The sequence below is a fragment of the Moorena sp. SIO3H5 genome, from assembly GCF_010692395.1.
Lineage (GTDB): Bacteria > Cyanobacteriota > Cyanobacteriia > Cyanobacteriales > Coleofasciculaceae > Moorena.
Map to the genome: position 1 here is coordinate 1 of NZ_JAAHHS010000383.1, position 7,268 is coordinate 7,268.

Below are 7,268 nucleotides of genomic sequence, written 5' to 3' on the forward strand. Positions count from 1 at the left end.
TTGAATTAGATTTAATATATTGAAGCAAGTTAAATTTCCTTGGTTTAATACAATTAGGAGTTGTGAAACAGATAAAAAAAATCATGCCCTGGCATCTATAGTAAGTACTAAATAATCAGCTATCAGCTATCAGCGTGTTGCGTATCAAATTATGGGCACGCTACACCGAAAAGCTTTTGAATAAAACAAGAGGTAAGCATTAGTTTAATAGTCAGTCACCAAGCATTACTTCGGTCATAAATTCGGTCATGAAGGTATTATGGAAAATAGCAAAATAACCACAACCCAACTGTCTTTACCTAAAGGCGGTGGAGCGATTCAGGGCATTGGCGAAACGTTTCAGGCTAATGAATTTACGGGCACGGCTGGCCTATCTATTCCGATTCCGACAACTCCTTGCCGGGGTTTTGAACCGCAGTTGAGTGTTCAGTATAGTTCTGGTTCGGGAAACGGAACCTTTGGTTTGGGGTTTGCTCTGGCTATTCCTAATATTTCCCGCAAAACCTCGAAAGGACTACCCAAATACGATGGCACTGATACCTTCATTCTCTCCAATGCTGATGACTTGGTACGAGTAGGTAACCGAACTCAAGGCAGTTACGACATTACTAGCTACCAGCCTCGCACTGAAGGCTTATTTGCCAAAATTGAACAGTGGCGCGATCGCACTACAGGAGCATCCTATTGGCAGGTAATCAGTAAGGATAATATTACCAGTAGATATGGCAAAACGGCTCAAGCCAGAATATCTGACCCGGAAAACGAAAATCATGTCTTTGAATGGCTGTTAGAAGAAAGCTTTGATGCTAAGGGTAATTGCATTATCTATCGCTACAAGCCAGAAAATACCCAAGGGGTAACCAGCAGCATTTATGAAACTAACCGGACGCAGACAGCCAATAAATATATAGAGAAAATTCAGTATGGTAACTACGAACCGCTGCAACCAGGAGATCACCTTAGCAGTGTTGATTGGCACTTTGAAGTAATCTTTGACTACGGCGAGTACAATATCGACCCAAGCAATACGAAACCTTACGAACCAGTTAGAGAATGGACAAATAGACTAGACCCCTTCTCCACCTATCATGCGGGGTTTGAAATTCGCACCCATCGACTATGCCGCCATGTTTTAATGTTCCACCGCTTTGCCGAATTGCACAGCAAACCGGTACTAGTCCACGCCACGCGCTTCCATTATCGAGAAGATGCCAATATTACTTTTTTAACGGCTGCCGAGGCGATTGGGTATCGCTACGAAAACGGTGGGTATCAAACCAAGAGTTTACCTGCTCTGGAGTTTCAATATACTCCATTCCAGCCCGAGGGACATAACTTTGAACCGTTCCTAGGAGAGGACAGTCTGTTTTTGCCGGGTTTGATTTCCTCAGAGTATCAAATCCTGGATTTATACGGGGAAGGCATTCCAGGAGTTTTGTACAACGATGGCACCACAACTCTGTACTGGGAACCAGCAGCGAACGGTGAGGAAACTCAAGCCGTAAGATATAACCCTCCCCAACAACCTCAATCCTTGCCCATCGCTTATGGAAAAACAACCAACCAACAGTTAATCGACCTGACCGGAAATGGTCAATTAGATTTAGTGGTCAGTAGTCCCAATGTTTCGGGATACTACGAAGTAAAAAGCGATCGGCGAAGCCGCGCCAAAGGCGATCGCACTTGGCAGGGTTTTCAAACCTTTCCTGCCTTTGCCAACGAATTTCTCGACCCCGACAGTCAATTAACCGATATTACTGGGGATGGGTTGTTGGACGTGTTACGCCTCGAAGGCGATCGCATAAAAGTTTATCCTGGTAAAGGGAAAGCAGGTTTTGCCCCAGCCATCATACAGCAGCCGGAAAATGACTTGCCTTTAGAGAAAAAAGGCGATCGCACTGAAGCCTTGCGGTTTGCCGATATCTTTGGCACCGGTAGGCAGCATTTAGTCAGAATTAAGGATGGTTTGGTAGAATGCTGGCCTTCTTTAGGCTACGGTAAGTTCGGGAAAAAAGTCACCTTGGGCAATGCACCAAGCTTTGGCATAGACTTCGATATCTCCCGGTTGTTTTTAGCGGATATCGATGGTTCCGGCACAGCGGATATTTTATATGTGAAAAGCGATCGCGTCGAGATTTGGTTCAACCAAAGCGGTAACTCCTTCAGCGAAACCCCTCTGACCATCTATCTGCCCAGCAATTGGAATAATTTAGACCAGATTAGCTTTGCAGATGTTTACGGGAACGGGACAACTTGTTTAATCTTCAGCGAAGAAACCCCCACACCCCGTCATTGGTGTTACGACTTTTGCCAAAGGACAAAACCCCACCTGTTGAACCAAACAGACAACAATCTGGGAGCTACAACTCGCATTACCTACGGCACTTCCACCAAATATTATCTGGAAGACAAGCAAAACGGGCAACCGTGGATAACCAACCTGCCATTTCCGGTACAGGTCATTGAAAAAGTAGAAAGCTGGGATGTCATCTCCCAGACCAAGTTAGTCAGTTCCTACAGCTACCACCACGGTTACTACGACGGGGTAGAACGGGAATTCTTTGGGTTTGGCATGATAGAACGTCTAGATGCTGAAACCCTATCCAGCCATGCCCAACCCTACGATGTCCCGCCAGTATTGAGTAAAACTTGGTATCATACCGGAGCCTGGCAAGGAGAAGAGTCTCTCTCCAAGCAATACGAACCGGAATATTTCCAGGGAGATCCGGCAGCGCACCAATTTCCCGATAGCGTTTTCGATGCTAATGGCCAAGAACCGGACAGCGAAACCTGGCGAGAAGCCCATCGAGCCTTAAAAGGGATGGTCTTGCGTGAGGAACTGTACGGAAAAGACGACTCCGACCAACAAGCCAATCCCTACAGCGTCACCCAGAGCAACTATAGGGTTAAACTCATCCAACCCCAAGGGGAAAACAAATATGGTATCTACTTTGTCCATCCCCAAGAAAGTTTGACCTATAACTATGAGCGTAACCCAGCGGATCCCCGTATCGGTCACGAGTTTGTCCTAGAAGTAGACGAGTATGGCAATGTTTTGGGTAGTTGTGCCGTAGCCTACGGACGGCGGTCTGCGGTAGGCCGACTGCCGGAACAACTCAGCTTAAAAATCACTTACTCGGCGGACAGTTTTATTAATGAAACGGATAGCTTTTATCTGCTGGGGGTGCCTCTTGAGAATCGCAGCTATGAAATCACGAATCTCTCATTACCTGGCACTCAGCAATACTTCGCTTTTGCCGATATTAAAGATCATCTAGAGGAGCTTGACCACAGCACCGATATCCCCCTACTGAGTTGGCAGCGCCACTACTATTGGAATCCCGAAAGGGAAGAGTCTTTCCCTCTTGGTCAAGTCAGTTCCCAAGCCTTGCCCTATAGCAGTGAAATAGTGGAATTTTCTCCAGAACAAGTAGAAGCGGCATTTGAGGGAGCCTTGACCAAACCTAACTTGGACGAATTGCTGCAAAATCAGGGAAGCTATGTCCTGGCAGACAATTACTGGTGGAATCCAGGTTCGACTCAAGCTTATAACCCTGGCGACCAGTTCTATTTGCCCCAAGCAACAACAGATCCTTTCGGCAATACCACCCGCTACGAATACGATGGTTATAACCTGCTAGGGGTTAAAGTCACTGATGCCCTGAATAACGAAACCCTAATCCAGGTAATAGATTACCAAACCTTGCAACCGCTAAAAATGCGGGATATCAATCACAACATTTCCGAAGTGCTGTTCGACCCCTTGGGGATGGTCACAGTCACCTCCCATTACGGAACGGAACCCACCCCTAACCCCTCCCAGGAGGGGAATGTCGGGTTTATGAAGCTGGAGGATTACCAGCAGCAGGAGCCGCTGACCACAGAGGAGGTGATTGCCAATCCCCGCACTTATTTACAGAGGGCTGCGAGTTATTTCCACTACGACCTGTTCTCTTGGAAAAATAACCAAATTCCCGTCCATGCCGTTAATTTAGTCGCGGAAGATTACGAGGCTGATGCCCGGGTGCAAACTCACATCACCTACAGCGACGGGTTGGGACGGGAAGTGCAAAGCAAGATGAAAGTCGAAGCAGGGGAGGCATTTGTAGTTAATCCTGATGGCAGTATCGGTACCGAGATAACGAGCGATCGCTGGCTGGCTTCCAACCGCAAGGTCTACAACAACAAAGGCAATCCCGTTAAAGAATACGAGCCTTATTACATCCAAGGCTATGACTATGTCGATAACCAAGAACTCAATCAATTCGGTGTTTCTCCCACCCTATTCTACGACCCCCTGCAACGGTTAATTCGGGTGGATACGCCCAAGGGATTTTTCACCAAAGTTGAGTTTACCCCTTGGGAAGAGAGGCACTACGATGAGAACGATACAGTTAAAGACTCGCCTTACTATCGGGAAAATATCAATAATCGAGACCTAGATGAAGCCGAAAGTCAAGCCTTGCAAAAGGCAGCAGTATTCTACGATACGCCCTCAGAAGTAATCCTGGACAACTTGGGCAGAACGGTTAAAGAGATTGAAAACAATAAGACGACTTCAGGTGGGGAGGTGAGCAGGCTGACAACCCATTATGAATTCGATATTGTTGGCAATCAACTATCCAGTGCCGATCCGCGCTTGTCAGCTGCCAGTATCAAGAATTTCCAAATGACCTACACCATGACCAACCAGGTTCTCAAGACCATTGGTGTTGATGGGGGGACTCACTGGCAATTGCATAATGTTCTGGGCAATCCTATTTATAGCCAAGATTCCCGTAACTTCGAGGTACTTACCGAATACGACCAGTTGCAGCGTCCAGTACGAGTGCGTGTCCAAGGTAGGGATGGTGCGACTCAGCTTGACCAGGTAGTAGAACACCTGGTGTATGGGGAAAGTGTTGAGAATGCTGAAAATCTCAATCTACGGGGTCAAGTTTACCAGCATTACGACCAAGCCGGGTTATTGCAGGTCGATGAATACAATATCCTGGGTGCGCCTCTGACAACTAAACGGCAATTGAGGGAGCAGTACAAAAAAGAAGCGAACTGGGACGGTACGGAAGCTTTGTCAACGACCACCTACGAGACGCAATATGAATACGATGCCTTGGGTCGGGTGACGGCGCAAACTGATGCGGACGATAATGTTTATCAACCAATATACCATGAATCGGGTCGGTTGAATCAAATTCTGGTGCAGCATCAGGGAGGGGCAACTTCGACCTATGTGGAGAGTATCGATTACAATCCCAAGGGACAGCGCACCAAGATTGTTTATGGCAATGGGGTAAGGACGGAGTATGAATACGAAACTACCACCTTCCGTCTGACGCGCATTCTGACTAAAAGGGAAAGCGATCGCAAAATCCTGCAAGATTTGCATTACACCTACGATCCGGTGGGGAATATCACCCAAATCCTGGATAAGACTTGGGAAACGGTTTTCAACAATGGCCACAAAGTCGAGGCGAAATCGACCTATACCTACGATGCTTTATACCGTTTGATTGAGGCTACGGGCAGGGAACACCTCGCCCTCACCCCAGAGGACGAACGGTGGGGCAACCCTGAGAACGATTGGTTTGTTCCTCTCCCCGATATTAACAACGGACAGGCGGTGCAAAACTACACCCGTCACTATGACTATGACAATGGGGGAAATTTGTACTGCATCCGGCATCGGGGGGCAAAGAGGCGAGAACTGGTGGTTTCCAATGGTTCTAACCGTGCTGTGGAGAATACATCGGGAAGCCTAACGCCCGATGAGGTTGATGATTATTTTGATGCTAATGGCAATCAGACCCAGTTAGAAGGGTTGAGGGGGATTACTTGGAACTATCGGGACAATATTGCCAGCGTCACGATTATTGACCGGGGAGGTGCTTTGAATGATGGGGAATATTACGTTTACGATAGTGCTGGAAACCGCATCCGCAAGGTGACGGAACGCTTGGTTAATGGGGGGACAGTTACTCAGATTGACGAGACGATTTATCTGGGGATGCTGGAAATCCGGCAAACGAGGCAAAACGGTACGGTGACTGAGGAACGCCGTTCTCTGCGGGTGATGGATGACGAACGCTGTGTTGCTATTCGTCTGCGCTGGAGTCAGGGTTCGCGAGCAGGTACGAGTAATCCTCAAATTCGCTATCAGTTGGAGAATCATTTGGGTTCGGCAACGATGGAGGTAGATGGCGAAGGGCAATTAATTAGTTATGAAGAGTATTTCCCTTATGGGGGGACGTCTTTCGTGGCGGGACGGAGTTTGGCTGAGGTCAAGTTGAAGCAGTATCGCTATTCCGGTAAAGAACGGGATGCGAGTACTGGTCTTTATTATTATGGTGCCCGGTATTATGCCCCTTGGTTGGGTCGGTGGATGAGTTGTGATCCCGCAGGGACTGTTGATGGGTTGAATTTGTATGGGTTTGTGGGGGGGAATCCTGTAACAAACAAGGATGTAGATGGCAGGATGTGGTCAAGCTCGGACTGGAAAAATTATGAAGAATATTTAAAGAATATAGAGAGGACAGCACGCAGTATTATACCAAGAGCAGGAAATCAGATAGAGGACTTGGTTGCAGATAGTGAAACACTAGCCAGACATGAAATAACTCGGTTTATGAATAAAAAAGTTTTAATGCCTGATAAAATTGCCCCCTGGGCTGAAACAGAAAGTGCTTCTGAAAGGATACCTAAGAATACGCTAGCTACTGCAATGGCCGCTAATAAATATCATGGCGGTATGTGTAATGAATATAGTGCAACTGTATTTGCCCTTCATATGCAATATAGTCAAGTAAGTGAGTGGCCCATAACTCGATATTGGAATCCGGAAATGGGGCACAGCTTTACGTCAGTTGGAGACGAAAGAGATCCAAATATGCCACTAGCTATTGCAGATGCATGGACTCAAGATAGAGATCCACTTCCAGCGAGATATACTGTAATGTTTGGAGGAAAAAACAATATAGTAGCTACTTGGAGAGATCGTAATCGTGGAGAAGGAGCAATGATTGTAAATGAAGTTTTTAAAAAAAGTCAAAAACTGTTAGATGAAGATGAAAAAAAACCTCAAACTAAAATGGAATTAAGTAATATATTATATTTAAATAGTAAACTTCAGAAAACTATAGTTGATAAGTCAAAAAAAGGCGAATCTATCCCTAACTGGGTATACGATCACAGAACAAATAGAAGAACATAATATTGTTATTTGTCGAGATTCGATTTCATTCTGATCGCCTCCCTCGTAAGCTGCGAAGAGA

Annotated in this window: 1 protein-coding gene; it reads left to right on the forward strand. The window is 46.3% G+C overall.

All coding sequences use genetic code 11. From position 1 onward, the window contains the following. Positions 1-259 precede the first annotated feature (259 nt). Positions 260-7,207 (forward strand): SpvB/TcaC N-terminal domain-containing protein, encoded by a 6,948-nt coding sequence (locus tag F6K52_RS28925; RefSeq protein WP_293086802.1) that lies wholly within the window; start codon positions 260-262, stop codon positions 7,205-7,207. The last annotated feature ends 61 nt before the right edge of the window (positions 7,208-7,268 follow it).

Coding starts and splice junctions, on each gene's coding strand:
- F6K52_RS28925 (WP_293086802.1), top strand. CDS start 260: ATGGAAAATAGCAAAATAACCACAACCCAACTGTCTTTACCTAAAGGC.